Origin of the sequence: Klenkia sesuvii, from assembly GCF_037083825.1 — a bacterium.
GTDB classification, from domain to species: domain Bacteria; phylum Actinomycetota; class Actinomycetes; order Mycobacteriales; family Geodermatophilaceae; genus Klenkia; species Klenkia sesuvii.
This window is the reverse complement of record NZ_JBAPLU010000004.1, coordinates 34,598-61,395: the sequence shown is the minus strand read 5'-3', so window position 1 is coordinate 61,395 and position 26,798 is coordinate 34,598. Positions and strand designations below refer to the sequence as shown.

Annotated in this window: 25 protein-coding genes; 8 read left to right on the top strand and 17 right to left on the bottom strand. The window is 73.2% G+C overall.

Annotated features, from left to right (window positions below; translation table 11 throughout):
• Positions 1–3 precede the first annotated feature (3 nt).
• From TEK04_RS05365 to TEK04_RS21340, 4 genes are read right to left on the bottom strand one after another with little or no spacing between them, the layout of a single operon-like run.
• Positions 4–1,257: an ABC transporter substrate-binding protein gene (locus TEK04_RS05365; RefSeq protein ID WP_336403287.1), complete on the bottom strand. Its 1,254-nt coding sequence runs from the start codon at positions 1,255–1,257 to the stop codon at positions 4–6.
• Positions 1,254–2,384, bottom strand: coding sequence for a branched-chain amino acid ABC transporter permease (locus tag TEK04_RS05360; protein ID WP_336403286.1), 1,131 nt, complete (start codon positions 2,382–2,384; stop codon positions 1,254–1,256). The genes TEK04_RS05365 and TEK04_RS05360 overlap by 4 nt, the downstream gene beginning before the upstream one ends.
• Entirely contained in the window at positions 2,377–3,270 is an 894-nt protein-coding gene (locus tag TEK04_RS05355; RefSeq protein ID WP_336403285.1) for a branched-chain amino acid ABC transporter permease, read from the bottom strand. Before TEK04_RS05355 ends, TEK04_RS05360 begins: the two co-directional genes overlap by 8 nt.
• Positions 3,267–4,847 (bottom strand): ATP-binding cassette domain-containing protein, encoded by a 1,581-nt coding sequence (locus TEK04_RS21340; RefSeq protein ID WP_336403284.1) that lies wholly within the window; start codon positions 4,845–4,847, stop codon positions 3,267–3,269. The genes TEK04_RS05355 and TEK04_RS21340 overlap by 4 nt, the downstream gene beginning before the upstream one ends.
• Positions 4,848–5,113: 266 nt before the next feature.
• Here TEK04_RS21340 and TEK04_RS05345 point away from each other — a divergent pair, with 266 nt between their 5' ends.
• Complete coding sequence (locus TEK04_RS05345; RefSeq protein WP_336403283.1) at positions 5,114–6,079, top strand: LysR family transcriptional regulator; 966 nt, start codon at positions 5,114–5,116, stop codon at positions 6,077–6,079.
• 141 nt (positions 6,080–6,220) lie between these two features.
• Positions 6,221–7,327 (top strand): alcohol dehydrogenase catalytic domain-containing protein, encoded by a 1,107-nt coding sequence (locus tag TEK04_RS05340; protein WP_336403282.1) that lies wholly within the window; start codon positions 6,221–6,223, stop codon positions 7,325–7,327.
• A 52-nt stretch (positions 7,328–7,379) separates the two neighbouring features.
• Here the strand turns inward: TEK04_RS05340 and TEK04_RS05335 are convergent, their stop codons facing one another.
• Together TEK04_RS05335 and TEK04_RS05330 are read right to left on the bottom strand one after the other, a co-directional pair.
• Entirely contained in the window at positions 7,380–8,543 is a 1,164-nt protein-coding gene (locus tag TEK04_RS05335; protein ID WP_336403281.1) for an acyl-CoA dehydrogenase family protein, read from the bottom strand.
• Between the two features lie 20 nt (positions 8,544–8,563).
• A complete protein-coding gene (locus TEK04_RS05330; RefSeq protein ID WP_336403280.1) occupies positions 8,564–9,259 on the bottom strand; it encodes a GntR family transcriptional regulator in 696 nt (231 codons plus the stop codon).
• A gap of 56 nt (positions 9,260–9,315) precedes the next feature.
• Here TEK04_RS05330 and TEK04_RS05325 point away from each other — a divergent pair, with 56 nt between their 5' ends.
• The gene (locus TEK04_RS05325) at positions 9,316–10,494 is read left to right on the top strand and encodes a CaiB/BaiF CoA transferase family protein (RefSeq protein ID WP_336403279.1); all 1,179 of its coding nucleotides are present in this window, start codon (positions 9,316–9,318) and stop codon (positions 10,492–10,494) included.
• Positions 10,495–10,499: 5 nt separating this feature from the next.
• On the opposite strand, the gene folD is transcribed toward TEK04_RS05325, so the two are convergent.
• Positions 10,500–11,345, bottom strand: coding sequence for a bifunctional methylenetetrahydrofolate dehydrogenase/methenyltetrahydrofolate cyclohydrolase FolD (gene folD, locus TEK04_RS05320; RefSeq protein WP_336403278.1), 846 nt, complete (start codon positions 11,343–11,345; stop codon positions 10,500–10,502).
• A gap of 68 nt (positions 11,346–11,413) precedes the next feature.
• Between folD and TEK04_RS05315 the strand changes: the two genes are divergently transcribed.
• On the top strand, positions 11,414–12,442 hold the full coding sequence (locus TEK04_RS05315) for a LysR family transcriptional regulator (protein WP_336403277.1): 1,029 nt from the start codon (positions 11,414–11,416) through the stop codon (positions 12,440–12,442).
• Here the strand turns inward: TEK04_RS05315 and purU are convergent.
• Positions 12,391–13,293: a formyltetrahydrofolate deformylase gene (gene purU, locus TEK04_RS05310; protein ID WP_336403276.1), complete on the bottom strand. Its 903-nt coding sequence runs from the start codon at positions 13,291–13,293 to the stop codon at positions 12,391–12,393. The genes TEK04_RS05315 and purU overlap by 52 nt on opposite strands.
• Positions 13,290–14,153: a methylenetetrahydrofolate reductase gene (locus TEK04_RS05305; RefSeq protein ID WP_336403275.1), complete on the bottom strand. Its 864-nt coding sequence runs from the start codon at positions 14,151–14,153 to the stop codon at positions 13,290–13,292. Before TEK04_RS05305 ends, purU begins: the two co-directional genes overlap by 4 nt.
• A gap of 184 nt (positions 14,154–14,337) precedes the next feature.
• Between TEK04_RS05305 and TEK04_RS05300 the strand changes: the two genes are divergently transcribed.
• The gene (locus TEK04_RS05300; RefSeq protein WP_336403274.1) at positions 14,338–15,729 is read left to right on the top strand and encodes an aminomethyl transferase family protein; all 1,392 of its coding nucleotides are present in this window, start codon (positions 14,338–14,340) and stop codon (positions 15,727–15,729) included.
• 4 nt (positions 15,730–15,733) lie between these two features.
• Complete coding sequence (locus TEK04_RS05295) at positions 15,734–17,188, top strand: aldehyde dehydrogenase family protein (RefSeq protein WP_336403273.1); 1,455 nt, start codon at positions 15,734–15,736, stop codon at positions 17,186–17,188.
• A gap of 97 nt (positions 17,189–17,285) precedes the next feature.
• Here TEK04_RS05295 and TEK04_RS05290 read toward each other — a convergent pair whose 3' ends face one another.
• From TEK04_RS05290 to TEK04_RS05255, 8 genes are read right to left on the bottom strand one after another with little or no spacing between them, the layout of a single operon-like run.
• On the bottom strand, positions 17,286–19,037 hold the full coding sequence (locus tag TEK04_RS05290; protein WP_336403272.1) for an FAD-dependent monooxygenase: 1,752 nt from the start codon (positions 19,035–19,037) through the stop codon (positions 17,286–17,288).
• Complete coding sequence (locus TEK04_RS05285; protein ID WP_336403271.1) at positions 19,034–19,792, bottom strand: HpcH/HpaI aldolase family protein; 759 nt, start codon at positions 19,790–19,792, stop codon at positions 19,034–19,036. Before TEK04_RS05285 ends, TEK04_RS05290 begins: the two co-directional genes overlap by 4 nt.
• Positions 19,789–20,583 carry a 2-keto-4-pentenoate hydratase gene (locus TEK04_RS05280; protein WP_336403270.1) on the bottom strand — a complete coding sequence of 265 codons (795 nt, stop codon included), beginning with the start codon at positions 20,581–20,583 and terminating at the stop codon, positions 19,789–19,791. The genes TEK04_RS05285 and TEK04_RS05280 overlap by 4 nt, the downstream gene beginning before the upstream one ends.
• The gene (locus TEK04_RS05275) at positions 20,577–20,975 is read right to left on the bottom strand and encodes a RidA family protein (protein WP_336403269.1); all 399 of its coding nucleotides are present in this window, start codon (positions 20,973–20,975) and stop codon (positions 20,577–20,579) included. Before TEK04_RS05275 ends, TEK04_RS05280 begins: the two co-directional genes overlap by 7 nt.
• Positions 20,972–21,712 (bottom strand): RraA family protein, encoded by a 741-nt coding sequence (locus TEK04_RS05270; protein WP_336403268.1) that lies wholly within the window; start codon positions 21,710–21,712, stop codon positions 20,972–20,974. The genes TEK04_RS05275 and TEK04_RS05270 overlap by 4 nt, the downstream gene beginning before the upstream one ends.
• The gene (locus TEK04_RS05265; RefSeq protein WP_336403267.1) at positions 21,703–22,944 is read right to left on the bottom strand and encodes a DUF3500 domain-containing protein; all 1,242 of its coding nucleotides are present in this window, start codon (positions 22,942–22,944) and stop codon (positions 21,703–21,705) included. The genes TEK04_RS05270 and TEK04_RS05265 overlap by 10 nt, the downstream gene beginning before the upstream one ends.
• Entirely contained in the window at positions 22,941–23,492 is a 552-nt protein-coding gene (locus TEK04_RS05260; protein ID WP_336403266.1) for a cupin domain-containing protein, read from the bottom strand. The genes TEK04_RS05265 and TEK04_RS05260 overlap by 4 nt, the downstream gene beginning before the upstream one ends.
• A gap of 26 nt (positions 23,493–23,518) precedes the next feature.
• Positions 23,519–24,604, bottom strand: coding sequence for an alcohol dehydrogenase catalytic domain-containing protein (locus TEK04_RS05255; protein ID WP_336403265.1), 1,086 nt, complete (start codon positions 24,602–24,604; stop codon positions 23,519–23,521).
• A 201-nt stretch (positions 24,605–24,805) separates the two neighbouring features.
• Here TEK04_RS05255 and TEK04_RS05250 point away from each other — a divergent pair, with 201 nt between their 5' ends.
• The gene (locus tag TEK04_RS05250) at positions 24,806–25,879 is read left to right on the top strand and encodes a LacI family DNA-binding transcriptional regulator (RefSeq protein ID WP_336403264.1); all 1,074 of its coding nucleotides are present in this window, start codon (positions 24,806–24,808) and stop codon (positions 25,877–25,879) included.
• Complete coding sequence (locus tag TEK04_RS05245) at positions 25,876–26,655, top strand: NAD(P)-dependent oxidoreductase (protein ID WP_336403263.1); 780 nt, start codon at positions 25,876–25,878, stop codon at positions 26,653–26,655. The genes TEK04_RS05250 and TEK04_RS05245 overlap by 4 nt, the downstream gene beginning before the upstream one ends.
• The last annotated feature ends 143 nt before the right edge of the window (positions 26,656–26,798 follow it).

Genomic DNA, 26,798 nt, shown 5'->3' with positions numbered 1-26,798 from the left:
GGCTCAGCTGCCGTAGGAGAAGGACTCGGCGCTGGGCCCGCTGAGCTGCTCGACCAGTTCCAGACCACCGTCGACGGTCCCGCTGGCGCGCGAGAGGAACACGGTCCGGCTGGGCGACTGGCCGGTCTCTGCGTAGTCCAGGTCGTCGGGCAGCACACCCTGGGTGTCGACCGTGCCGCCCTCACGGAAGGCCGTCACGACGCCCTCCGGTGTCAGGTCACCGGCGTCGCAGGCACCCTCGAGGGCCTGGCGGAGCAGCTCGGCCTGCACGTAGGCCAACGGCACCTCCCAGCCGACGGCCCCGTCGGGGTCGGCCGTGGTGTAGAGGTCGTCAGCGGTCTGCACCCCGGCCGAGTCGGGGTTGACGAAGGGGGACGAACTCGTCAGGACGTACACGTTCGATTCCAGCGCAGGCCCCGCCGGGGTCGCCAGGATGGACGGGTTGAACGCCGGCCCCATCGCGAACACCGGTACGTCGGCGCCCTGGGCCGACAGCACGCCGGCCAGCGAGGCGAGCTGGGTGGGCGCGGCGGCCAGCACGACGCCGGCGACGTCGGCCTGGGCCAGTGCGGAGGCCTGCGCGGACAGGTCGGTGTTGGTCGGGTTGATCTCCTGGACGAGGACCTGCAGGCCGCGCTCGTCGGCGGCGTGCTCGGCGCCGGCGAGGGCGTCGCCGCCGTAGTCGCCGGCGAAGTGGACGACGCCGACCGTCGAGCCCTCGGGGACGTCCAGCTCGTCGACCATGTAGTCGACGGCGTTGGCGGCCGCAACGCCGTAGGTGGCGCCGGGGAGCTGGTTGTTGTCGTAGACCAGGGTCGGACCGGCCCAGCCCACACCGCCGACGTAGACGCCGTCCTGCTCGGCCAGCGGCAGCACCGCGGCGCTGGTCGGGCCGCCGAGCACCTGCTGCAGGGCGATGATGTCCGGCGCGGCCGAGCGGTAGAGGGTGACGGCCTTCTGCGGGTCGTAGCCGTGGTCCTGCACGTCGACTGTCACGTCGCGGTCGCAGATGCCGCCGTCGGCGTTGACCTGGTCCCAGTACGCCTGGAACCCGGCTACCTGGATCCCGGCGGTCCCGGAGAAGGGACCCGACAGGTCGGTCAGCACGCCGACCGTGATGGTCGAGTCGGTGACCCCGTTGCCGGTCGTCACGTCGTCCCCGCCCCCTCCGCCGGAGGAGGTCGGGGCGGTGGTGCTGCAGGCCGCCAGCGCCAAGGCGGCGACGGACAGCGAGGCTGCGCGGACGCGGTGCTTCATCGGGTGGTCTCCTTCGACCTGGGTGGGTTGACGGTGGCCGGTTGGCCGTCGTCGACGGGGGTGCGGGTGGGGGATGGGGCTGCCGACGGGGTGAGGCGTCGGCGGGCGAGCCCGGCCAGCCCGCCGCGCACGAAGACCAGGACGGCGATGATGGCCAGCCCGTAGACGATCCGGGACGCCGTGGAGGCCTCCAGGCCCCCCGACCCGGGGGCGGCCAGGAACGGCAGCGAGGAGCTGTACTGGGCCAGCACCAGCGGCAGGGAGGTGACGAAGACCGCGCCGACGACGGCGCCGGCCACCGACCCCAGCCCGCCGAGCACGATCATCACCAGGAAGTCGATCGAGGCGGTCAGGGAGAACACGTCCGGGGCCACCCGGCCGTAGGCCAGCGCCAGCATCGCCCCGGTGAGCCCGGCGTAGCCCGAGGACACCACGAACGCCGACCGCTTGGCCCCGGCGACGCCGATGCCCATCGCGGCCGCGGCGGTCTCGGAGTCGCGCACGTTGGCCCAGGCCCGCCCGGTGCGGCCGTTGCGGATGTTGGCCGCCAGCCAGATGGCGGCCACCGCCAGGGCGAGGAACAGGTACCACAGCCGGTGCAGCCCCTCGAACTCCACCCCCGCGATCGCCAGGTAGTCCGGGTCGCGGTTGGAGAAGCTGAACCCGCCGACGGCGAAGGGCTGCACCGAGCGGCCGACGAACCCACCGGTCCAGTCCTCCAGGTTGACCACCAGGTGCCGCACCACGAACACCAACCCCAGGGTGGCCAGACCCAGGTAGATCCCGCGCAGCCGACCCGCCACCGGGGAGAACGCCGCCCCCACCCCGGCCGCGGCCAGCGCGGCCAGCAGCAGGCCCAGCACCGGCGGCAGGCCCAGACCGGCCACGCTCCCGGTCGCCTCCCCCGACGTCCAGGCATACACGTAGGCCCCGATGGCGGCGAACGCGGCGTGCCCCAGGGACAACTGCCCGGCGACCCCGACCAGCAGGGTGAGCCCGACCGCACCGATGGCGGTGGCCATCACGAACAACCCGGTCTGCAACCAGAAGTCGGTGAGCACGAACGGCAGCGCCAGCGCGATGAGCAGCAGCACCGCCCCGGCGAGCTTCTTGGGCAGGTCAGACACGGACGGCCTCCTTGCTGCCCAGCAGGCCCGAGGGCCGCACGAGCAGGACGACGATCATCACGACGTAGGGCGCGACCTCGCCGAACCCGGTGCCCAGGAAGGGCTCCAGCTGCGCCTCGTAGCCGGTGACCAGCGCGCTGGTCAGCCCGATGACCAGGCCGCCGACGACGGCCCCGGGCACCGAGTCGAAGCCGCCGAGCACCCAGGCGGGGATGGCCGCGAGCGCGCTGAGCGCCACCGTCGGGGCCACGCCGGGGGCGGGGAAGGAGGTCAGGAAGACCCCGGCCACCGCGGCCAGCACCCCGGCCAGCGCCCACCCGGTGGCCGCCGTCCGGGACAACCGGATACCCATCAGCGACGCCGTCGGGCCATCAGCGGCCGCGGCCCGCATACCCACCCCGAGGTCGGTGCGGGAGAACAGGTACCACAGCCCGGCGAAAGCCACGACGGTGACACCGGCGGCCAGCACCCGGCCCGTGGGCAGCGAAATGTCCCCCAGGCGCACCACCGAGGCACCCCACGGCGCCCCCAGGGTGAGCACCTGGTTGCCGATCCGGCGGGTGAGCTCGGTGAGCAGCACGATGTCCACACCCAGCATGAGGATCGCCGCGGTGTCGGGCCCCTTGTCGGCCAGGTTGCGCACCAGGACGGCGTTGATGGCCACCCCGACCAGCGCCGCCCCGGCCAGCCCCACCAGCACCGCGGGCCAGAAACCGATGCCCTCGTGCAACACCGCGACCAGATAGGCACCCAGCAGCACGATCGAGCCGTGCGCGAAGTTCAACACCCCCGTCGAGGTGAACACGATCGCGAACCCGGCCGCGATCAAGCTCAGCACCAAACCGTAGGACAACCCGTTGAGCACCTGCTCCAAGAAGTAGCTCATGCCGCTGCGTCCCCTGCGGCCGAGGCACCGAGGTAGGCCCGCAGCACCTCGGGGTCGCGCTGCACCTGCGCCGGGGTGCCCTCGGCGATCTTCTTGCCGAAGTCCAACACCGTCACCTGCTCGGCCAGCCCCATCACGAAGGGCATGTCGTGCTCGACCAGCACGATCGACAAGCCCAGGTCACGGCGGACCTGGCGGATGGTGTCGGCCATGTCCTGGCTCTCCCCATGCGTCATGCCAGCCACCGGCTCATCCAGCAGCAGCAACGAAGGCCGAGCCGCCAGTGCCCGGCCCATCTCCACCCGCTTGCGGTCGCCGTAGGCCAACGTGTGCACCGGAGTGCCCAACAGGTGCCCGATGCCCAGCAGCTCGGCGATCCCGGCCACGGTCTCCCGGTGCGCGCGCTCCTCACGACGCGCACCGGGCAGCGTGAGCGCACCGGACAGCAAGCCACGGCGCATCAACCGGTGCCGGCCCACCAACAGGTTGTCCTCGACGGTGTCCTCCAGCGCCAGCGAGATGTTCTGGAAGGTGCGGGCCACGCCGAGTCCGGCGACCTTGTCCGAGCGCAGCGCGGTGAGCTCGGCGTCCCCGTAGTGCACGCTGCCCTCGGTGGCCCGGTAGGCCCCGCCCAGCACGTTCACCAGCGTGGACTTGCCCGCGCCGTTGGGGCCGATGAGGGCGTGCACGGTGCCCGGCTCGACGGTGAAGGACACCTCCGACAGCGCGGTGATGCCGCCGAAGCGCACGGTCAAGCCCTCGACCCGCAGCTGCTGCGGGGGCTGCGCGGTGGCGATGGCCGGCTCACCGCGCACCGTCTCGGTCTCCACCACGGGGGCGGCCACCCCCAGGTAGCGCTCCCGGACCTCGTCGCTGGCCGACAGTTCGGCCGACGTCCCCGCGGCGGTGACCCGGCCGGTCTCCAGCACGTAAGCGGCGTCGGCCACCCGCAGGCCCATGACCGCGTTCTGCTCGATGAGCAGCACCGCCGTCCCCTGCTTGTTGATCTCGGTGACGATCTCGCCGATCTGATCGACCAGCAGCGGCGCCAGGCCCAGGGAGGGCTCGTCGAGCAGCAGCAGCTGCGGGCTGACCATGAGCGCGCGGCCCATGGCGAGCATCTGCTGCTGACCGCCCGACAGCAGGCCGCCGGGCTGGTCACGCCGCTGCGCCAAGATCGGGAACAGGTCGAACACCCGGTCGCGGGCCTCGGCGCGGGCCTTGGCGTCCTTGACGGTGTAGCCGCCGGCGCGGAGGTTCTCCGCGACGGTGAGGTCGCGGAAGATCCGCCGTCCCTCGGGCACCTGCACCAGGCCGCGGCGGACGACGTCGGCGGCGTCGGCGCGGCCGAGGTCCGCACCGGCGAAGCTGACGGTGCCGCCGGTGACGGTGCCGCCGTAGGGCTGCAGGGAGCGGGAGACCGCCCGCAGCAGCGAGGTCTTCCCCGCGCCGTTGGAGCCCAGGACGGCCACGACCTGGCCGGGGGCGACGGTGAGCGAGACGTCCGACAGCGCGGTGATCGTGCCGTCGTAGACGACGTCGAGGTGCTCGACGGACAACAGCGGTGGAGACGTCACAGCGCATCACCGAGCACGGTGCCCTCATCTCGAGCTGGGGTGTCGGCCGCGGTGCAGAAGAAGCTGCGGAAGGGCGGCCATCAGGTCCCGAGGAGTGTTGCCCGGCTCACACAGAGGCCACAAAGGGGATTTTCCGTGCTGCCTGACCGGCAGAACCGAACAGTCCAGGAGCCCGACCAGCAACACGTGACCATCGGGTGAGACCGTGTCGTCCCCGGATCGGGCACAGCCGATCCCCGATCGGGCACGTCGACGGAACCGAGGCCATGGTCCCCCACTTCTCGCTGCGCCAGCTCGCCTACCTGGTCGCGGTGGCTGAGGCCGGGTCGATGACCTCGGCCGCCGAGGCCCAGCACGTCTCGCAGGCCGCCATCTCGACGGGCATCACCGACCTGGAGCGCCATCTCGGCGTCCAGCTGCTCGTCCGTCGCCCCGGCCACGGCGTGAGCCTCACCGAGGCCGGCGCCGGTGTGGTCGCCGATGCGCGGCGGGCGCTGGCGGCGGCGGCCGACGTCCAGGTCCGGGCGCGGGCCCCGCACGCGGACCTGCGCGGGCCGGTGACGCTGGGCTGCTACCGCACGATGGCCCCCCACCACATCCCCGCCTTGCACCAGGACCTCCAGCGCCTCCACCCGGCGCTGGAGCTCAGCACGGTCGAGGGCGGCCAGGAGGAGCTGCGCCGGGCGCTGACCACCGGAGCGTGCGACGTGCTGCTGACCTACGAGGCAGGCCTCGGCCCCGGCCTGCACACCGAGACGCTGGTACGGCCGAGCCCCTACGTGCTACTCGCTGCTGACCACCCACTGGCAGGCCGGCCCACGATCCGCATCACCGAACTGGCCGACGACACGCTGGTGCAGTACTCCCCCGGACCGGGCCCGCTGGGCGGGCTGCACGTCATGCACGAGGCCGGGGTGCTGCCCCGCCGGGTCGTCGAGTCGACCGAGATCGAGGTCGTCCGGTCCCTCGTCGCCCGGGGGGTGGGCTACGCGATCCTGCTGCAGGTCTGGCCGACACCGCTCAGCATCGAAGGTCTGCCCCTGGCCGCGGTGCACCTCGAGAGCGGCGTGCCCGACCACGCCGTGGTCCTCGCCCGGCTGCCCGACCGGCAGCTGGGCCGCCGCGCCCAGGCCGTCGTCGAGCTCCTCCGCTCGGCGGTCCCGGCGCGGTTCAACCCGACGCCGGGCTCCTCGACCAGACCGCCCGTCCCGGAGGACCCGGAGCACGGTTGAGCCAGGCCGGGGCGCCATCGGATTACCTGATGGGCGTCCTCGGGATCAACTGTTGTACGGCGGGTTGTGGCGTCTGTCACCGTGCCCGGGCGCGGTCGCGGCGACCGCACCGGATGACCGTCCGCCCCGGGAGGACCCCCCATGACGACGATGCAGGTCGCGCGTCTGCACGCCATCGGTGACCCCATGCGCCTAGAGCAGGTGCCCGTCCCCGAGCCTCGACCGACCGACGTCGTTGTCGAGGTCAAGGCGTGCAACTTCGTGCCCAACCTCAAGAACGTGCTCGCCCTCTACGCCGAGTGGTTCCCCTTTCTGCCCCTGCCGGAGCTGCCCGCCGTCTTCGGCCTGGACTCCGCCGGGGTGGTCAGCCAAGTCGGCAGCGAGGTCACCGGTTGGTCCGTCGGCGACCGGATCTACGTCAACCCCGCGCTGTCCTGCCGCGCCTGCCGGGCCTGCGTGGCGGGTGAGGTCCAGGCGTGCCCCACCTACACCTTCATGGCCTACTTCAGCTTCAGCGCCGACGGTCAGAAGCTGTTCGACGCCTACCCCTACGGCGGCTTCGCCGAGTACCTCACCGCCCCGCAGGGCAATCTCGTCCGGCTGCCGGACTCGGTCACCTTCGAGCAGGGCGCCCGGTTCGGCTACCTGGGCACGGCCTTCTCGGCGCTGCGCAAGGGTCGAGTCGGCCCCGGCAGCACCGTGCTGATCGACGGCATCGGCGGCACCCTGGGCGTGGGCGCGACGCTGATCGCCCTCGGGCTCGGTGCGACCACGATCCTGGGCACCGGGCGCAACGCCGACCTGCTCGCGGACGTGCAGGCTCTGGCCCCCGACCGCATCCAGGTGTTGGCCGCCGGCGACCGGCCGGTCGCCGACTGGGTCCGCGAGCAGACCGACGGGCTGGGCGCCGACGTGCTCATCGATGCGCTGGCGCCCGATGCCCCGGCGCAGGCGATGGTCGACGCCGTCTCCGGTCTTCGCCGTGGCGGGATCGCGGTGAACATCGGCGGGATGATGGAGCCGGCACCGCTGAACGTCCTCTGGATGATGACCGCCGGCATCAGCCTCCTGGGCAGCCTCTGGTTCACCACGAGCGAGGCCCAGGACATGGCCGACCTGGTGGGCGCGGGCGCCATCGACCTGTCGGTGCTGGAGAACCAGGTCCACCGGCTGGACCAGGTCAACGAGGCGCTCGACTCGTTGCCCGCCCGGCACGGCGGGTTCACCAACTTCATCATCGCGCCGTGACCGACGTCGTCCGGCCGGGGCGGGGGCAACCGGCCGGACGACGTCCCCCGCGTCAGCGGTAGGCGGAGATGCCGGTCAGGGCCTGGCCGAGGGCCAGCTGGTGGACCTCGCTGGTGCCCTCGTAGGTCAGCACCGACTCCAGGTTGTTGGCGTGCCGCAGCGGCGAGTACTCGGTGGTGATGCCCGACCCGCCCAGGATGGTGCGGCAGGTCCGGGCGATCTGGATGGCCTCGCGGACGTTGTTCAGCTTGCCGATGCTTATCTGCTCGGGCCGCACCCGGCCGGCGTCCTTCAGCCGGCCCAGGTGCAGGGCCAGCAGGATGCCCTTGTAGAGCTCGACGGACATGTCGGCGAGCTTGCCCTGGGTGAGCTGGAAGGCCGCGATCGGCTTGTCGAACTGGATGCGCGAGGTGGCGTACTCCAGCGCGGTGTCCAGGGAGTCGCGGGCGGCACCCATCGCGCCGAACACGATGCCGAACCGGGCCTCGTTGAGGCACCCCAGCGGGCCGGAGAGCCCCGTGGCCCCCGGCAGCATCGCGCTGGCCGGCAGGACGACGTCGTCGAGGTAGAGGGCCGAGGTGGTGGACGCCCGCAGCGACAGCTTGTGGTGCACGTCGGTGGCGGTGAACCCCGGCGTGCCGGTCGGGACGACGAAGCCGCGGACGCCCTCGTCGGTGCGCGCCCACACCGTGGCGACCGAGGCGGCCGAGCCGTTGGTGATCCACATCTTGGAGCCGTTGAGCACCCAGTCGTCGCCCTTGCGGACGGCGTTGGTGCGCATGCCCGAGGGGTTGGAGCCGTAGTCGGGCTCGGTCAGGCCGAAGCAGCCGAGGGCCTCGCCGGCGGCGAGCTGCGGCAGCCACTCCTGCTTCTGCTCCTCCGAGCCGTACTTCCAGATCGAGAACATCGACAGCGAACCCTGGACCGACACCATGCTGCGCAGCCCGCTGTCGCCGGCCTCGAGCTCCATGCAGGCCAGGCCGTAGCTGACCGCGTTGGTGCCGGCGCAGCCGTAGCCCTCCAGGTGCATGCCGAAGACGCCCAGCTCGCCGAGCTCGGCGGCCAGCTCCTTGGGGCTGGTGCCGTCCTCGAACCACTGGCCGATCTCGGGGCGAACCCGCTTGTCGACGAAGGTGCGCACGGTGTCGCGGATGGCCCGCTCCTCGTCCGACAGCAGGGTGTCGACGTCGAGCAGGTCGGTGACGGGCTGGGGCACGGTCTTCTCCTGGGTGGTGGTCAGCCGCAGGCGGCTGAGCGGTCGGTCGAGTCCTCGAGGGCCCGGGCGAGGGCGTCGAGGGAGTGGGTGCGGTGCTGGTGGGACAGCTCGGCGACCAGGGCGGCGTCGCCCTGGCCGGCCGCGGCGAGGATCTGCCGGTGCTCGCGGTTGACCCGCCGGCGGTGCTCGGCGGTGGAGAAGTAGCGGGCGCGGTAGCGGTCGGTGGACCCCCACAGCACCCGGATCATGTCCGCCATCCGGGGCATGGCGGCGGCGTCGAACAGGGTGAAGTGGAAGACGCGGTTGGCCTCGGCGATGGCCCGGACGTCGGCGGTGCCGTGGGAGTGCTCCATGACCTGGGCTGCCTCGCGCATGCGGGCGACCTCCTCCGCACCCAGCAGCGGCACCGACCGGGTGATCGCCTCGGTCTCGAGCAGTTGCCGGATCCGGTAGGTCTCGGCGAGCTCCTCGTAGCTCATGGAGGCGACGAAGTAGCCGCGGTGCGGGTGGTAGACCAGCTGCCCCTCCGCCTCGAGCGTCTTCAGTGCCTCGCGCATCGGGGGCACGCTCACCCCGAACTCGCGAGCGAGGACCTCCTGGCGCACCTGGTCACCGGGCTTGAGCCGGCCGGTCGCCAGCTGCTCGCGCAACCAGGACAAGGTCGCGTGCTGCACGGTGACGACCGTGCGCAGCCGCGGGGTGCCGTCCTGCGCCATTCCGCCTCCACCGGGTGTGCCTAGATTTTCTAAGATCTAACACTAGGGTCCTCGGCATGACCACCCCCCACGCGGCACGGCGCCCCCTCGACGGCGTGCTGGTCGCCGACTTCAGCCGGGTCCTGGCCGGCCCCCTGGCGACGATGTTCCTGGCCGACCTCGGCGCGACCGTGGTGAAGGTCGAGAGACCGGGGGCCGGTGACGACACCCGCCAGTGGGGTCCGCCCTGGGTCGGCGACACCACCACCTACTTCGCCGGCGTCAACCGCGGCAAGCGCAGCGTCACCCTCGACCTGGGCCAGGAGGCCGACCTCGCGCTCGCCCGCGAGCTGGCCCGGCGCGCCGACGTCCTGGTCGAGAACTTCCTGCCGGGCACCCTGGCCCGCTACGGTCTGGACGCCGAGAGCACCCGCGCGGCCAACCCGGGCCTCGTCTACTGCTCCGTGACCGGCTTCGGCAGCGGGCCGGGGGCCACCCGGCCCGGGTACGACTTCGTCGTGCAGGCCGTCGGTGGGCTCATGAGCATCACCGGCGACCAGGAGGGCGAACCGGTGAAGGCCGGGGTGGCGCTGGTCGACGTCCTCACCGGTCTGCACGCCACGATCGGCGTGCTCGCCGCCCTCCGGGACCGCGACGCCCACGGCCGCGGCCAAGTGGTCGAGGTGAGCCTGCTCTCCAGCCTGGTGGCCTCGTTGGTGAACCAGGCCTCCGCCGTCGTCAACGGCGCCGCGGTGCCCGGCCGGATGGGCAACGCCCACCCGAGCATCGCCCCCTACGAGACGCTGCGCACCGCCGACGGCCCGCTGGCCGTCGCCGTCGGGAACGACCGGCAGTTCGCCGCGATGACACAGGTCCTGGCGGTCCCCCTGCTGGCCGGCGACACCCGGTTCGCCACCAACGCCGACCGGGTGGCGAACCGGCCGGCATTGGTGGGGGCGCTGGAGCAGGCGCTGGCCACCGCAGGTGCCGGGGCGTGGGCGGACCGGCTGCAGGCGGTGGGTGTCCCCTGCGGGCGGGTCGAGGACATCGCCGGGGGGATCGCGCTGGCCGAGGAGCTCGAGCTGTCCCCGGTGGTCACCCACGACGGCCCCGTCCCCGTACGCACCCTCGCCAACCCGGTCCGCTTCAGCCGGACCGAGCTGCGCCACGACCGTCGCCCCCCGAGCCTGGGGGCGGACTCCGAGGAGGTGCGCCGCTGGCTCACCGCGGCGGAGCCCGCGCCGCTGGGGCCGTGAGGCCGCTAGAGCGCGATCCCCTGCTGCCGGGCCGCCGCCGTGACGGTGTTGGCCAGCAGCATCGCGATGGTCATCGGCCCCACCCCGCCGGGCACCGGGGTCAGCAGGCGGGCGACGTCCTGCACGGCGTCGAACCGCACGTCGCCGTGCAGACCCTGCGGGCCGCGGTGGATGCCCACGTCGACCACCACCGCACCGGGCCGCACGGCCTCGGGCCCGATCAGGCCGGGGATGCCGGCCGCGACGACCAGCACGTCGGCGCGCCGGCAGACCTCGGCCAGGTGCCGGGTGCGCGAGTGGCAGATGGTCACGGTGGCGTTGCGCTCGAGCAGCAGCTGCGCCACCGGACGGCCGACCAGCACCGACCGGCCCACGACCACCGCCTCGGCCCCGGCCAACGGGACCTCGTGGTGGTCGAGGATCTCCAGCACGCCGGCGGGCGTGCAGGGGCGCAGCCCGGGCAGACCCTGGGCCAGCAGGCCGGCGTTGCCGACGGTGAGCCCGTCGACGTCCTTGCCCACCGGGATCCGCGCGAGCAGCTCGCCGGGGTCGAGGTGGTCGGGCAAGGGCAGCTGCAGCAGGATGCCGGACACGGCCGGGTCGGCGGCCAGCTCGTCGACCAGGGCCGCGGCGTCGGCCTGCGTGACGTCCCCGGGCAGGTGCCGGTGCAGGTCGACCATCCCGGCCGCCGCGCAGCTGCGCCGTTTGTTCCGCACGTAGACCTCCGACGCGGGGTCCTCCCCCACCAGCACGGTCGCCAGACCCGGCGCGGTGCCCCCCGCGGCCACCAACCGGGCCACGTCCCCGGCCACCTGCTCGCGCACACCGCGGGCGATCGCCGCCCCGTCCATCGTCCCTGCCACCATCAGACCTCTCCCGTCGTGTCCTGGACCACTGCAGCAGCGAGGAGCCCGTCACGTTGAACCCCCACCCGCCGTCGTTCACGCTCCGCCAGCTGGCCTACCTGGTCGCCGTCGCCGACACCGGCACCGTCATCGGCGCGGCCGAGCGCATGCACGTCTCCCCCTCGGCGATGTCCGACGCCATCACCGAGCTGGAGCGAGTGCTCGGCGCCCGACTGTGCGTGCGGCGCAAGTCCCACGGCGTGACGATGACCAGCGCCGGGGTGCGCGCCGTCGCCGACGCCCGCGAGCTGCTCCGGGCCGCCGATGAGCTCAGCGTCGCCGTCGACACCCGCGGCGACCGGCTCGCCGGGCCGCTGGCGATCGGCTGCTTCGGCACGATCGCGCCCACCGTGATGCCGCCTGTGCTCAACGAGTTCAGCCCCGCCCACCCCGGCCTGGACATCACCTTCACCGAGTCGACGCAGGACCAGCTCGTGGCCATGCTCGACGCCGGCCGCCTCGACGTCGCCTTCGCCTACGACGCCTTCCTGCCCGCCCAGGTCCCCCGGGCCACGGCGTTCGCGCTGCGCCCCCACATCCTGCTGGCCGCCGACCACCGGTTGGCCGGCGAGCCGTCCGTGCAGCTGGAGGACCTCGTCGACGAGGACTTCATCATGCTCGACGCACCGCCGTCCACCGAGCACGCGCTGGGCAACTTCACCGCGCGCGGACTGACCCCGCGGGTGCGACACCGCACCGGCAACCCCGACGTCGTCCGCACCCTGGTCGGTCGTGGCCTGGGCTACGGCATGCTCATCCAGCAGCAGCCCGACCACTCCGACTGCTCGCCCTTCCCGGTGGTGCGCAAACCCATCGCCCCGGAGGTCGACCCCATCCAGGTCGTGCTGATCTGGTCGGCCGCCCTGTCGCTCGGGCCGCGGGCGCAGGCCCTGGTGGAGTACGCACGGTCGGCCCGGTGGCTGCCCGACGACGGCATCCCGGGGACCGTGCCGGCCCGCCCGCGCGACGGTCAGGCGCCCCGACCCGGGCATCAGAACACGATCGTCGAGTTGCCGTCCAGCAGCACCCGGTCCTCCAGGTGAGCCGCCACGGCCCGGGACAGCACAGCGCGCTCGACGTCGGCGCCGAGCCGGACCAGGTCGTGGGTGGCGTGCCGGTGGTCGACGCGCACGACGTCCTGCTCGATGATCGGCCCCTCGTCCAGGTCGGGCGTGACGTAGTGCGCCGTGGCCCCGATCAGCTTGACCCCACGGTCCTTGGCCTTCTGGTAGGGCCCCGCGCCGATGAAGGCCGGCAGGAACGAGTGGTGGATGTTGATCAGCGGGACGCCGACCTCGGCCAGGAACTCGGAGGTGATGATCTGCATGTACCGGGCCAGCACCACCAGGTCCACGTTGCCGCGCAGCAGCTCCAGGATGCGCTGCTCGGCCTCGGCCCGGTTGTCGCGGGTGGCCGGCACGTGGAAGAACGGCACGCCGAAGGGCCGGGCCCGGTCGGCGAGGTCGGGGTGGTTGGACACGACCATGGCCACGTCCATCGCCAGGTCCCCGCGGCGGTTGCGCCACAGCAGGTCGAGCACGCAGTGGTCGGTCTTGGAGACCAGTATCGCGACCCGCTTGGGCTTGCCGACCTCGGTCAGGCGGTACTGCATGCCGAAGCGGTCGGCGACCTCCGTCGCGAACCGGGCCTCCAGCTCGGTCCGCGCAGCGACCAGACCCGGCAGGCGGAAGGTGGTGCGCTGGAAGAAGCGGCCGCCGGTCTCGGCGGTCGCGTGCTGGTCCAGGGTCAGGATGTTGGCCCCGGCCGCGGTCAGGAAGGTGCTGATGGCCGACACGACACCGGGGGTGTCCGGGCACTGCACGACCAGGCAGCCCTGGTCGGCCGGCACCGGGCCCCGGGGCGGGGTCGAGGGCAGCGCGACGGTGGTGGTCATGCCGTCCTCCGCAGGGTCGCCGTCCGCCATTCCTCGGTGGGCCCGAGGTCGTTGAAGGTGAAGACGTGGAACCCCTCGAGGTGGTTGTCGGGCCGGCCCAGGTGCGGCAGCAGCCCGCGGATGATCGGGTCGGGGTTGTAGCCGCCCGGGCGGAAGAACCGCCAGAACATGCCCTGCTGCTTGGTCAAGAACGTCGCCGACGCACCGATGCCGAGGTTGCCCGAGACCCGCACGAGCTTGCTGCGGGTCACCGCGCCGGGCACTCCCACGTGCACCGGCAGGGTGATGCCCCGGCGCGCCAGGTCGCGCGACCACTCGAGGATGCGCGCCGGGTCGAAGACGATCTGGGTGGTGATCGAGGTGGCGAGTGGCGCCTTGTCGGCCATCGCCTGCATGAGCACCTCGTCGTCGGCGGACGGGTGCCCCTCGGGGTGGCCGCCGATGCCGATCTCGGTGAACCCGTGGTCGAGCTCGTGGAGGGCCCGCAGCAGGGCCAGCGCGTCGCCGAAGGTGGTCGGCTCGCCGTCCCGGTCGCCGCCGACCACGAACACCTCGGTGATGCCGGCATCGCGGCAGCGGTCCACCACCGCCTGCAGGTGCGCCCGGTCGCGGACGAGGGCAGCCGACAGGTGCGGGGCCGCGGTGTACCCGCGGGCGGTCAGCCTCGCGGCGAGGTCGACGGTGGCGTCCTGGCCCTTCGCCGGTGAGGCGGTGACGGTCAACCGCACGTCGTGCGGGATGGTCGCCACCACCTCCTCCTCGGTCCGCCTGAACGGGATGACTTCGAACCCCATCGTCTGGAACGCCCGCCGGAGGACGGCGTCGGACTGCTTCGTCCTCGCCGTGGTTGCACGTCGCATTCCGGAATGGTGACCACTCGCCGGCGCAGCACGGAAGCGCACGTTCCCGCAGTCGGACGTCGACCGGACCGAACAACTGGTCTCCGTCTGGGCCGAACTGTCTGTGCGCTTCTCCCCGCTTTACCGCGGGGTGCGACGCAGCGCACAGTCGACCGACGCTGCACCGGTACTACTGGAGGACGACATGACCCGGAACCTGGACGACGCCATCGCTGACGCCGGCCGTCCGCAGACCCTGCTGTGGGAGTCGCAGACGCCCGCCACCACGATCGCGGGGATGGCACCGGAATTCACCAACTGGCGCGACGAGCAGCTGGCCTGGCGCCGCACCTCGGTGTTGTTCGACCAGTCCCACCACATGTGGAACCTGAACGTCAAGGGCCCCGACGCGCTCAAGCTGATCAGCGACACCGCGGTCAACAGCACCGCGTACTTCCCGGTCGACGCAGCCAAGCAGTACGTCGCGGTCAACGGCGAGGGCAATCTCATCGGCGACAACATCCTCTTCCGCTACGAGGAGGACGAGTTCCAGGCCGTCGGCATGGCCGCGACCATCAACTGGCTGCAGTTCCACGCCGAGACCGGCGGCTACGACGTCGAGCTGTGGAAGGACGCCCCCTCGGCCATGCGCCAGGGCCCCCCGCGCGTCTACCGCTACGAGGTCCAGGGCCCGGGCGCGATCGAGGTCATCCGTGAGGCGGTCGGCCAGGACGTGCCCAGCGTCAAGTTCTTCCACGGCGCCCGCATGACCATCGGTGGCGTGCAGGTCCGCGCGCTGCGCCACGGCATGGCCGGGGAGCCCGGCTTCGAGTTCGTCGGGCCGTGGGAGGAGCGGGAGGCGGTGCACGAGGCGCTGCTGGCCGCCGGGCAGAAGCACGGCATGGTCCAGGTCGGTGGCCGCGCCTACCTCACCAACACCCTCGAGTCGGGTTGGCTGCCCCGCCCGCTGCCGGCCATCTACACCGGTGAGAGCACCGCCGCGCACCGTCGCTGGCTGTCCGACACCTCCCCCGACGCGCGGGCCTCGCTGGGCGGCAGCTTCTTCTCCCCCGACGTCGAGGACTACTACTTCACCCCCTACGACCTCGACTACGGCCGGATCGTGAAGTTCGACCACGACTTCATCGGCCGCAGCGCCCTCGAGGCCCAGGTCGCCGACGGCACCGCCCAGGCCAACAAGAAGGTCACCCTGGTCTGGAACCGGGAGGACACCGCGAAGATCATGGGCTCGATGTTCGACGAGGGCATCGGCGCCAAGCACATGGCGCTGCCCTTGGCCAACTACGCGACCTACCAGTACGACCGGGTGCAGACCGAGGGCGGTGACTACGTCGGCCGGTCCAACTACGTCGGTTACTCGTCCAACGAGCGCTCGATCCTGTCCATCTCCGTGGTGGACGCCGCGCACGCCGAGCCCGGCACCGAGGTCGTCGTGCTCTGGGGCGAGAACCCCGCGTCGTCCAAGGTGCAGGTCGAGGACCACCGTCAGGTCGCCGTCCGCGCGACCGTGCAGCCCGCGCCGCTCGTGGCGAAGGCGCGCTCGGAGTACCGGTCCAACACGACCGCGTCCGCCTGATCCGGTGACGGGCACACCGGCCGACATCGCCTGCCTGGTCGACGGCCGGTGGAGGGCCGGCCGCGGACCGGAGCTCCGGTCGATCAACCCGTCGCGCCCCACCGACGTCGTCGGTGCGGGCACGTCGGCGTCGATCGCCGACCTCGACGACGCCGTGGGGTCGGCTGGCCGGGCACTGCCCGGCTGGGCGGCCACCCCGGCGCACGAACGGGCCGCCCTGCTCGTCCGGGCCGCCGGGTCGGTCGAGGCCGCCGCGCCCGTGTGGGGGCGCGAGCTCGCCGCCGAGGAGGGCAAGACCGCAGCCGAGGGCGTCGGCGAGGTCGTGCGCGCCGCGCAGGTGCTGCGCTACGCCGCCGGCGAGGCCGACCGCGAGGCCGGCGAGCTGTTCCACTCCCCCCGCCGCGGCGAGCAGATCATGGTCGCCCGCCGGCCGATCGGCGTCGTCGGGGTCATCACCCCGTTCAACTTCCCGATCGCCATCCCGGCCTGGAAGATCGCACCGGCGCTGGTGCACGGCAACACCCTGGTGTGGAAGCCGGCATCGACCGTGCCCGTGCTGGCCATGCGGCTGGCCGGGGCCCTGCACGACGCCGGGTTGCCGGCCGGCGTGCTGAACCTGGTCCCCGCCGACGTGGACGCCGGGCAGCACCTGGTGGAGCACCCGGGGCTGGCCGGCATCACCTTCACCGGGTCGACCGGGGTCGGCCGGGCCATCGCCGCCTCCGCGGCGGCCCGCGGGGTGCCGGTGCAGGCCGAGATGGGCGGCAAGAACCCGGCGGTCGTCCTGGACGACGCCGACCTGGACCTGGCAGTCGAGCAGGTGCTGCTCGGCGCGTTCCGGTCCACCGGCCAGAAGTGCACGGCGACCTCGCGGGTCGTCGTGCAGTCCGGCATCGCCGACGAGTTCCTGGCCGCGTTCACCCGCCGGGCCGAGGACCTCGTCGTCGGGGACGCCGTGGCCGACGGGACCCAGATGGGTCCCGTGGTCAGCGCCGGCGCCCGCGCCGGGGTGCAGGCGGGGATCGACCGCGCGCTGTCCGAGGGTGCCCGGTCGCTCACCGGCGGGGAGGCCTACCGCAGCGGTGAGCTGGCCGAGGGGTGGTTCGTGCCGCCGACCGTTCTCGAGCTCGACTCCGACCGGCCCGCGCTGTGGCGGGAGGAGCTGTTCGGCCCGGTGGTGGCGGTGCGCCGCGCGGACGACGTCGCCAGCGCCTTCGCCATGGCCGACGACAGCGAGTTCGGCCTGTCGGCAGCGGTCTTCACCCGCGACATCGCGACCGCGCTCTCGGCGGTCCAGCACCTCGACGTCGGCATCCTGCACGTCAACTCCGAGACCGCCGGGGCCGACCCGCACGTCCCCTTCGGGGGCGCCAAGGGCAGCGGCTACGGGCCCAAGGAGCAGGGACGCGCATCGCGGGAGTTCTTCACCCACACCACCACGGTCTACCTGCGCGGCTGACCGGAGCACCACGACCGACGGCCCGGGCCGGCAGGGGTACGCCCGCCGGCCCGGGCCGTCGGTGGTCGAGGTGCGTGCGCGGGCACCGGCCGCCGGGTCAGTCCGGGGGCTGGGCCAGCACCTGGGCCAGGACGCCCCGCAGGACCTCGACGGCCTCGCCGACGTCGCCGACCCCGTCCTCGCGCCGCCAGGCCACGTAGCCGTCGGGACGCACGAGCAGTGCGCCGTCCTCCGCGGTCCCCCGGGCCCGGTGCCAGGCGAGGTAGGGGTCGTGCACCTCGTCGCCGCCCACCACCACGCTGCGCAGGAACGGCAGCCCCAGCTGCTCGACGGCGCGGGCCCACGCCCACCCCGCCGGGCCGGTGACCAGGGTGGTGCCACCGCGGCCCACGACGTCGAGGGAGGAGAGCCGTCGCCCGGACCGGTCGGTCAACCACACGTGCGGGATCTTCGCGCCCGGCCGCGTGGTGGCCTGCAGGTGCAGCAGCGGGTCACGGTCGGCGACCTCCTCCTCCGGGGCGGCTGCGACGGCGCCCGAGGAGTACCGCTGGTTCATCTCGGTGCCCTGCGCGTTGTGCTCGGTGTCCTTCAGCGCCAGGCCCGCCGACAGCTCCTCGCGCAGCTGCACGCCCGCAGGACCCGGGTCGCGCAACCGGCGGACCATCTCGGCCGCCGGGTCCGCGGCGTCGCGGGCCGCGAAGAGCTCCCGGATCGGGCCGTAGTCCAACCGGGACTGGTTGGCGCGCATGACCACCTGCCGGCCGACCGGCGCCCGCTCCAGGGAGTAGGACTCCAGCAGCTCGTCCCCCGCCCAGCCCCGCAGCACGTAGGCGAGCTTCCAGGCCAGGTTGTAGCCGTCCTGGATCGAGGTGTTCGACCCCAGGCCGCCGCTCGGCGGGTGCCGGTGGACGGCGTCGCCCCCGCAGTGCACCCGCCCGGCGGAGTACTGCGGTGCCCAGGCCTGGTTGACCTGCCACGTGCTGGTCGACCGGATCCGCACCTCGACGTCGGGGTCGCCGATCATCGCCCGGATCGAGGGCAGCACGGCCTCCGGGCTGGTGTCCGGCGGGCCGGTGTCCGGGTCGTGGCCCCAACCTGCGATCCACTCGGTCCAGGGCCGGATGGCCCGCAACGTGCCCATGCCGATCTCGCCGAAGCCCACCGCCGGGTTGAGGATCCAGTGGATGACGCTGGGCCGGTGCTCGACGTACCGGGTCAGGTCGGCACTGAAGATCGTGTACATGCTGGTCGCACGGCCCATGAGGCCCTCGACCGTCAGGCCCGCGTCGGCCAACACCTTGGAGCGGGCACCGTCTGCCCCCACCAGGTAGCGCGAGCGGACCGTGTGCTCGGTCCCGGTCAGCCGGTCGAGCAGGACCGTCGAGACGCCGTCGTCGTCCTGCCGGTGCGACAGGTACTCGGTGTTCATCCGGTACACCGCGCCGGCCAGGGCCGCGGCGTCGGCGAGCACCGGCTCGAGCCGGTCCTGCGGGACGTCCAGCTGCGGGCAGGGGCTGCCGGTGAGGTAGTCGCTGCGCCGGTCGTCGCCGGTGCCGTACGCCCGCATCCGGGCCAGCTCGGGGCCGGCCACGCTGGTCATGAACGCCATGTCGCCCATCAGGTGCCAGGGCGTCGCCACAGCGGTCACCGCGTCCTCGACGCCGAGGTCGCGGAGCACCTCCATCGTGCGCTGGTTGGTCACGTGCGCCCGCGGGCCGTCGGCGAACCAGCGGCGCTTGGTCACGACCTGGACGCCGATGCCCGCCCGCGCGAGGCTCAGCGCCGTGGCCGTACCCATCGGGCCCGATCCCACGACCAGCACCTCCACGTCCACGGCGGGGGCGCTCACGCCTCACCCGCTGAGCGCGACCGGTCCAGCGCGGCGCGCAGGCCCTCCGCCAGGACCGTCTGGTCGATGCCGACGGTGATCATGGTGAACCCCTGCTCCTGCCGGGTGGCGGCCAGCGCGGCGCTGGCGTGCACGCCGGCCGCCACCCCGTGCCGTCGCGCGGCCGCGGTGATGGTGGTCAGCGCATCGGTGAACACCGCGGCGTCCTGGTCGAGCAACGGGCGCAGCCCCAGGCCGAGGGAGAGGTCCGCTGGGCCGACGTACACCCCGTCCACGCCGGGCACACCGAGGATCTCGTCGGCGTTGGCCAACCCGCGCGCGGTCTCGATCATCGGCAGGCAGAGGACGAGCTCGTCGGCCCGCGTCGCGTAGTCCGCGCCGTGCAGCAACCGGGCCCGGGCGGGCCCGAAGCTGCGCCCGCCCGTCGGCGGGTACCGGCACGCGGCCACCGCCGCACGGGCCTCCTCGGCGGTCTCCACCATGGGCACGATGACCCCCAGCGCGCCCGCGTCGAGGACCTGCCCGATCTCGGCGGCGTCGTTGCTCGACACCCGGACCAGCGGCGCCGACCAGGGCAGGACGGCCGTCACCAGGCCGGGCACGGACTCCGCGCTGGGCGCGCCGTGCTGCACGTCGAGGCCGACGTAGTCGAAGCCGGCGAACGCGGTGGTCATCGCGGTCAGCGGGTCGGCGCCGAGCAGCCAGCCGCCCCACGCCGTGCCGCCCGCGGCCCAGGTGTCGCGCAGCGCGATCACGACGGGTCCTCCCCGATGTGCACCTCGACCGAGCCGCACCCCTCGAACCTGGCCACGACGCGCTGCCCAGCCGACAGCCAGGGCGCCCGGACGAAGGAGCCGGAGAGCACCACGTGTCCGGCCTCCAGCGGGACGCCGAAGTCGTGCATCGTGGCCGCCAGCCAGGCGACGGCGTTGACCGGGCTGCCCATGGACGCCGCTGCGGTGCCGCGCTCGACGACCTCGCCGTCGACCTCGAGGGTGCCGACGACCTCGCGGACGTCGATGTCGGTCAGCCGGCGCGGTCGGCTGCCGAGCACCACCCGTCCGCAGGTGGCGGCGTCGGCGATGCTGTCGACCACGGTCCCGCGTACCCGGAAGCGGCTGTCGACGACCTCGATGGAGGGCAGCACGAAGTCGGTGGCCCGGATGACGTCCGCGGCGGTCGGCCGCGGCATGTCCAGCGGCCGGCCGAGCACGAAGGCGAGCTCGATCTCTGCGCGGGACTGGTTGAGCTCGGCGAACGGGATGGTGCCCGACTCGGGTACCACCCAGTCGTCGAACACGGCCCCGTAGTCGGGCTCGTCGAAGCCGACCAGCTCGCGCATCGCGACCGACGTCAGACCCACTTTGTGCCCGATCACGCGACGGCCGGCGGCCACCTTCAGCTCGGTGACGAGGCCGGCGATGCGGTAGGCGTCGGCGACGTCGAGACCGGGGTGCACCGAGGTCAGCGGCTCGATCCACGCCCGGTCGCGCTCGGCGGCGAACAACGCGCGGGCGCACTCCGCCCGGACCTCCTCGCTCAGCACGGGGCCGACTCCTCCCCGGTCAGGTAGGCGATGAACTCGCAGCGGATGCCGAGGTGGCTGTCCGCCTGGTGCGCGACGCGCGCGGGACGCCGGTCGGCGACGGGGAACACCCGGGTCCAGACCTCGTTGACGGCGGCGCGGTCGGCGAGGTCGGGGAGGTAGAACGTCATCCGCACCACGTCGTCCCAGGTGGCGCCGCCGGCGGCGAGGACGGCGGCGGAGTGCTGGAACAGGTTGGCCACCTGAGCCGTCGGCTCCGGCGGCACGGTGGTCGTCCCCGCGTCGTAGCCGACGACCATGCTCGAGACCAGCAGCGGGCCCAGGCGTGAGGCGGCCGGGAGGGGGTTGCGGTGCCCGAACCCCTCGATGTCGATCGACCGTCGCCCGGTCATCCCTGCTCTCTCCGGGCCCGCCAGGCGTCGAACTCGGCGCGCCGGTCGGCGCCGACCGGGAAGGTGCCCAGCGTGGGCTCCCCCGCGTCGATCCGTTCCGCCGCCCAGGTCTCCTCGAGCTCCTGCTCGACGGCGGCCAGGGCGACCTCCGCGGCGAGCGCGGCGGGGAGGACGACGCACCCGCCGGCGTCGCCGACCACCAGGTCGCCGGGCACGACGAACACCCCGGCGCAGGACACCGGCCGGTTGGTCTCGAAGGGCATGTGCCGGCGACCGAAGGTGGCCGCGTGGTCGGCCTGCCGGTAGGTGGGGAAACCCATGGCCTCGACGGCCGCGGCGTCGCGCAGCGCCCCGTCGGTGACCACCCCGGCTGCGCCCCGGCGCTGCAGGCGCATGGCCATCAGGTCGCCGATGGTCCCGGCGTCGGGCACCTGCCGGGCGTCGATGACCAGGACGTCGTCGGCCCGGCACTCCTCGACGGCGACCCGCTGGGCGTTGCGCCCACGGACCAGGTCGGCCTGCAGGTCCTCCCGGAGCGGCACGAACCGGAGCGTGCGGGCGTAGCCGACCATCCGCTTCCCGGGCAGCAGCGGCCGCAGGCCGGTGAGGAAGCTGTTGGTGATGCCGCGCTTCTGCAGCACGTGCACCAGCGTCTCGACGCTGACCTGCTGCAGGGCTGCCCAGGCGGCCTCGGGCAGCTCGACCGGCCGGTCCGGTGCGTCCTCGTTCAGCTCCATGGTCGGTGGCTCCCGTCCGAGTGGTCGTACTGCTGGTGGTGACGGCGGATCAGGTCGACGCCGTAGTCCCCCCCGCGGGGGGTGCGCACCATCGTGTGGATGTGCTGCCAGGTGGGGTCGGGGACGTCGAAGACGGTGCCCGCGTGGTGGTCGAACTCGACCAGCACGACGGGGCTGAGGATGCGGTAGTAGAACGGCCCCCGGTCGGCCACCGCCCCCATCCAGGTGAAGCTGGTCCGGTCCAGGTGCTCGTCGACCAGGGCCGCGCGCACCGCCGCGTTGGAGGCCGGGCTCCAGTCCAGGTAGGTGCCGATGGCAGCCCGGAGCAGGTCGCGCTGGGCGCCGTCGAGGTCGGCGCCCCGCACGCCCTGGTGGTCCAGGGCGACGTTGTCGGCGAAGGGCCCGGCCAGGGTGCGGCCGTTGATGAGGTGCCGCAGCTCCTCGGGCAGGTCGGCGGTCAGGATCGACGGGTGCGAGGTCGCGGTGGCCTGCTGGTCGGCGCTGAGCGCCTGCATGAGCTCCAGGCCCGCCCGGTGCTCGGCCCGCAGCACGGTGGTGCCGGCCAAGGGCCCCGACGTCACCGACGTGGGCTCGGACCCCATGAAGGCCGGGGTGGTCACGACGCGCCCGCCGACGACGGCCACGTTGAGGTTCAGGTGGTGGCCGTCGAGCTGCCACCCCCAGGACCGGCCCTCACCCGGGGTGCCGAACACGGTGAGGAAGTAGGGCCACTCGCCGAACTCCTCGGGGCTTCTCACCAGCTCCACCAGCAGACCGTTGATCCGCATGATGTCGCGGGCCTGCTGGTAGCCCCGCTCGGACAGGGAGGCCCGCATGAGCGCGAGCACCCGGTCACGCTGGCCGCCGTCGAGCTCCTCCAGCAGGACCCCCTGCCGTACCACGTTGGGGTGGGTGTTGAGCCACGTCTGCCACTCCGGGGCGTCGGCCGCGAAGGAGACCCGGTCGCGCTGGTCGGCCGAGAGGGCGTCGAGCACCGCCTGCAGCGCCTGGGTGACCTCGATGGCCAGCGCCTCGTCGGCCGGGCCGGGCGGGGGCCACTCGGTGGTCGCGCCCGGTTCGTCGTCGGTCAGCCGGATGCCGGTGAAGGGCCGGACCGGCTTGATGATGGCCTCGTACATCGGGCCCGGCTCCACCCGTTCCCGGGCCGAGCGGGTCGGACGCTCCCTCGGCACCAGCGTGGGCTCACCGGCACCCGGCTGACCGACCGTCACGCGCTCGACCCGGTCTCCGACGCGCCGGTGAGGACGAACGCGATCGTCGCGGGTCGGTCGGACTTGTTCCGCCAGGCGTGGCGGCCGGCGAGCTGGACGACGGTGTCCCCGGCGCGCAGCTGCTTCTCCTCGCCGCTGCCGACCTCCAGCCAGATCTCGCCGTCGAGCACGATGCCGAAGTCGACGGTCCGGGTGCGGTGCATGCCCGGTACGGCCGGGTCCATGGTCGCGGCGAGGTCGGGCAGCTTGGCTGCGAACTCGCCGCCGGCCGCGGCGCCGTCGAAGCCGTCCTGGAAGGCCACCGAGTCCGGGGCGTACTGCACGAGCAGGAAGCTTGCGCCGCCGGGCTCGGCCAGGATCGGGCCGTCGTCGGACGTCGTCTCCTCCGCCGGAGGCGTCGTGGTGGGCACGGTGTGCGAGTGCCACACCCGGGCGTGCGCCTGACCGGGCAGGTGCACGAACTCGTGCGAGAACGGCACGGGGCCGTCGGACAGGAAGCGCGTGGTGCCCTCGGCGTCGACGCCGGCCACGACTCGTCTGATCTGCATGGGGTTCTCCTGGGGCGGGTGAGGGGTCAGGGGACGACGACGTAGTTGCTGAAGCCGCCGTTGCGGTTCTTCAGCACGGTGAGCGCTTCGTTGACCTGGCTGAGCGGGAAGCGCTCGTGCTCCAGGACCGAGAGGTCGACCGCACCGGTCTCGGCGAGGTCGGCCATCTCCTGGCCGTCCTTGGTGGTGAACCACAGCGAGCCGTGCAGCGTCTGGTTGCGGTCCATGACCTCGTGCAGGTTGACCGGGACCTCCCCGCCGACCGCGCCGATGTCGACGTGCGCGCCGCCGCGGGCCATGGCCCGGAAGGCGTCGAGCATGCTCTCCTGCGGCGCGCCGGGTCCCAACGCGTCGATGACGACCGAGGCGCCCTCGCCGCCGGTGTGGCTGCGCACCCAGTCAGCGACGCCGACCTCGTCGTCCAGGGAGTGGGTGAGGACGCGGCCGGGGGCCAGTGCCTCGACCTTGGTCAGCAGGTCGCGATCACGGCCGGTGCCGAAGATCCGCCGGGCCCCGAGGGCGAGGGCGAACAGCACGACGCCCAGGCCCAGGGTGCCGCTGGCCCCGTTGACCAGCACGGTGCTCTGCGGGCCGACGCCGGCACGGCGCAGGGCGCGGTAGCCGGTACCCAGGTAGCCCCAGCGGGCGGCGGTCTCGTGCGAGACCTCGTCGGGCAGGGTGACCAGGGCGTACTGCGGGGCCGTCAGGTACTCGCCGAGCCCGCCGTAGGGGTAGTCCTGGAACATCCTCGGCGACCCGGACCCGAAGCCGAAGTAGCCGGCGAAGGTGTAGTGGTCGCAGGAGATGGGGTCGCCGGTCCGGCAGTGCCGGCAGCCGCCGCAGTAGCGCGCGGGGTTGACGTACACCCGCTGGCCCACCTCGATGCCGTAGACCTGCGAGCCGACGGCGGAGACCACGCCGGAGGCGTCCAGGCCGAAGACGGCGGGCAGCTCGGGCAGCGCGAGGTGGGGGAACCACTTCCCGATGTTGTTGAGCACGTTGCCCAGGTTGGGGACGACCCCGCAGGCCTTGACCTCGACCACGACGTCGGTCGGGCGCGGCTCCGGCACGGGGAGCTCGTCGATCTGCAGGGGTTCGCCGATGCTGTGCATCCGCGCGACCCTCATGGTGCGGTCCAATGCAGCTCCTCAGGGCATCGTTGCCAGTGCTATCGATAGCAGAGCAGTGGCCTGGATCACGCGTCAAGACGCGTGCAGGAAGCCGAAGCGCGGAAGATCCGAAGACCCACGAAGGTTGCGTCGAACTCACCCGTGGACCGGCCACGACCCCGACGCCGTTGCTACGGTCGCGCCATGACCGGCGCCGGCACGGCTCGTCCGGGGGCACGCGCGACCACGGCTCGCGACCTGGCCGAGCACCTGGGGATCTCGGTGTCCACGGTGGGGCGCGCCCTCTCCGACGACCCGCGGATCAGCGCCCCGACCCGGGCCCGCGTGCAAGCGCTGGCGGCTGAGCTGGGATACGTCGCGAACCGGTCGGCCCGGATGATGCGGGGCGCCCCCAGCACCGTGGTCGGGCTGATCGTCCCCGACGTCAGGAACAGCTTCTTCACCTCGGTGGCCCATGCGCTGGGCCACCTGCTGGGCACCCGCCGACACCAGCTCGTGCTCTGCGAGACCGCCGACGACCGCAGGACCGAGCTGCAGCACGTGCGCGACCTGGTGGCCGCCCAGGTCGCCGGGGTCGTCCTGGTCCCCAGCAGTGCACCCGACCCCGAGACCGTGCGGCTGCTGGGCACCGTCCCCCACGTGCAGCTGATGCGGCGGGTGCCCGAGCTGGCCCCGCACTGGTTCGGGGTCGACGACCACGACCTCGTGCGCCAGGCCACCGACCACCTGCTGGCCGCCGGCCACACCCGGATCGGCTACGTCGGCGGCACGGCCGAGGTGCCCACCGGTGCCGCCCGGCGCGACGGCTACCGCGACGCGCTGCGGGACGCCGGGGTGGCGGCCCTCCCCGAGCACGAACGGGTCGGGCCGCCGTCGTCCACCGAGCAGGGCGGCCCCACGTTCGGAGCGGCCGCCCTGCGCGACCTGCTCTCGCTCCCCGACCGCCCCACCGCCGTCGTCACCGGATCCACGCAGATCACCCGGGGCGTGCTGGCCGCCGCCACGGCGCTGCGGCTCGCGGTGCCCCACGACCTGTCGCTCGTGGGTTTCGGCGACGAGCCCGGGTTCGGTTGGTGGGGCGCGGGGCTGACCACGGTGACCCTGCCCGTCACCGACCTGGCGACCGGGTGCGGCGCCTGGCTGCTGGGGCTGCTCGCCGACCCGGACCTGGCCGCCGATCCGCACGCTTCGGTCACCCGCGGCGCCCTGACGCTGCGCGGCAGCGTCGGCCGGCCGAGCACGGTGTCCTGGCGGTGAGCGCCCCCCGCCGCATCGCCGTCCTCCACCCGGGGCGGATGGGCGCGGCGATCGGCCGGGTGCTGCGGGAGGCCGGGCACGACGTCGGCTGGCTGCCCGCCGGGCGGGGCGAGGGCACCCGCCGCCGGGCGGCCGAGGCCGGGCTGACCGAGCTGACCGACCTCACCGACCGCGATGTGGTGGTGTCGCTGTGCCCGCCCGACGCCGCGCTGGACACGGCCCGCAGCGTCTGCGGGTTCGGCGGCCTGTACGTCGACGCGAACGCCGTCGCCCCGGCCACCGCGCGCGAGATCGCCACGCTCGTCCTGGGTGGTGGCGCCGACGTCGTCGACGGCGGGGTGGTCGGCCCGCCGCCCGCCGCCCCGGGGACCACCCGTCTCTACCTGTCCGGTGCGCGGGCGGCCGAGGCGGCCGCGCTGTTCACCGGGACGCCGCTGGGGACGGTCGTGCTGGACGGCGACGACGTGGCCGCGTCGTCGCTGAAGATGGCCTACGCAGCCTGGACCAAGATCACCGCAGCACTGCTGGTCGGCATCGACGGGGCGGCCCGCTCCCTGGGGGTCGGCGAGCAGCTGCAGGCCGAGTGGGCCCTCTCCCATCCCGAGCTCGTCGACCGGCTGGCCGTCGCCCGCCGTTCCGTGGCGGACAAGGGCTGGCGGTGGTCAGGCGAGATGCGGGAGGTGGCCCGCGCGTTCGACGACCTGGGTCAGCCGGCGGGGTTCGCCGACGCGGCCGCCGAGGTGTTCTCCCGGGCACCCCGACCCGAGGACCGTTGACCGGTGCAGTTCGGCTCAGCTGAGCAGGGGGATCGGTTTTTCCTCGTTGTCGGCGCGATGTGGCGAGGGCAACACTCACGGGGTCCGTGACGGTGTGCGCCCCGTCACGCAGCCGAGGAGATGGGGACACCGTGGTCGACCCG